Source organism: Candidatus Enterococcus murrayae, assembly GCF_017315985.1.
GTDB lineage: Bacteria > Bacillota > Bacilli > Lactobacillales > Enterococcaceae > Enterococcus_A > Enterococcus_A murrayae.
In genome coordinates this window covers 1-1,890 of the sequence record NZ_JAFLVR010000040.1, presented here as the reverse complement: position 1 = coordinate 1,890, position 1,890 = coordinate 1, and the positions used below count along the sequence as shown (strand labels likewise).

General features: G+C 49.6%; 1 rRNA gene. It reads right to left on the bottom strand.

The annotated features are described in order from the left end of the window. Window positions 1-77: 77 nt before the first annotated feature. Window positions 78-1,636 (bottom strand): 16S ribosomal RNA (locus JZO85_RS16140). Between the last annotated feature and the right edge of the window lie 254 nt (window positions 1,637-1,890).

Below are 1,890 nucleotides of genomic sequence, written 5' to 3'. Positions count from 1 at the left end.
ACCTCTCAAAACTGAACGAATAAAAGCAAGCCTGTGTAGTTTCCGTAACGTTCATCTTAGATGAACTGATTCCTTAGAAAGGAGGTGATCCAGCCGCACCTTCCGATACGGCTACCTTGTTACGACTTCACCCCAATCATCTATCCCACCTTAGGCGGCTGGCTCCAAAAGGTTACCTCACCGACTTCGGGTGTTACAAACTCTCGTGGTGTGACGGGCGGTGTGTACAAGGCCCGGGAACGTATTCACCGCGGCGTGCTGATCCGCGATTACTAGCGATTCCGGCTTCATGTAGGCGAGTTGCAGCCTACAATCCGAACTGAGAGAAGCTTTAAGAGATTAGCTTAGCCTCGCGACTTCGCGACTCGTTGTACTTCCCATTGTAGCACGTGTGTAGCCCAGGTCATAAGGGGCATGATGATTTGACGTCATCCCCACCTTCCTCCGGTTTGTCACCGGCAGTCTCGCTAGAGTGCCCAACTAAATGATGGCAACTAACAATAAGGGTTGCGCTCGTTGCGGGACTTAACCCAACATCTCACGACACGAGCTGACGACAACCATGCACCACCTGTCACTTTGCCCCCGAAGGGGAAGCTCTATCTCTAGAGTGGTCAAAGGATGTCAAGACCTGGTAAGGTTCTTCGCGTTGCTTCGAATTAAACCACATGCTCCACCGCTTGTGCGGGCCCCCGTCAATTCCTTTGAGTTTCAACCTTGCGGTCGTACTCCCCAGGCGGAGTGCTTAATGCGTTAGCTGCAGCACTGAAGGGCGGAAACCCTCCAACACTTAGCACTCATCGTTTACGGCGTGGACTACCAGGGTATCTAATCCTGTTTGCTCCCCACGCTTTCGAGCCTCAGCGTCAGTTACAGACCAGAGAGCCGCCTTCGCCACTGGTGTTCCTCCATATATCTACGCATTTCACCGCTACACATGGAATTCCACTCTCCTCTTCTGCACTCAAGTTTCCCAGTTTCCAATGACCCTCCCCGGTTGAGCCGGGGGCTTTCACATCAGACTTAAGAAACCGCCTGCGCTCGCTTTACGCCCAATAAATCCGGACAACGCTTGCCACCTACGTATTACCGCGGCTGCTGGCACGTAGTTAGCCGTGGCTTTCTGGTTAGATACCGTCAAGGGATGAACATTTTACTCTCATCCTTGTTCTTCTCTAACAACAGAGTTTTACGATCCGAAAACCTTCTTCACTCACGCGGCGTTGCTCGGTCAGACTTTCGTCCATTGCCGAAGATTCCCTACTGCTGCCTCCCGTAGGAGTTTGGGCCGTGTCTCAGTCCCAATGTGGCCGATCACCCTCTCAGGTCGGCTATGCATCGTTGCCTTGGTGAGCCGTTACCTCACCAACTAGCTAATGCACCGCGGGTCCATCCATCAGTGACGCAAAAGCGCCTTTCAAACCGAAACCATGCGGTTTCGATTGTTATACGGTATTAGCACCTGTTTCCAAGTGTTATCCCCTTCTGATGGGCAGGTTACCCACGTGTTACTCACCCGTTCGCCACTCCTTTTCTTTCGGTGGAGCAAGCTCCGGTGAAAGAAAAAGCGTTCGACTTGCATGTATTAGGCACGCCGCCAGCGTTCGTCCTGAGCCAGGATCAAACTCTCATATAAAGTGTTTGAAACAGTCGTTAAACTGTTAAGCTCAATTGTATTAATTGACTTGCTAGCATATTGCTTGCTATGTTGTTTGTTTCTATATAAATAGAAACGCCCTACACATTTGGTTTGTTTTATTCGTTCAGTTTTCAAAGGTCTACATTGTTTGTCGCTTTGTTTCAGCAACTTTTATATCTTAACAGGTTGCCGAGTGAATGTCAATAACTTTTTTGAGATTTTCTTGTTATTGATTAACGCAACCTAGATAG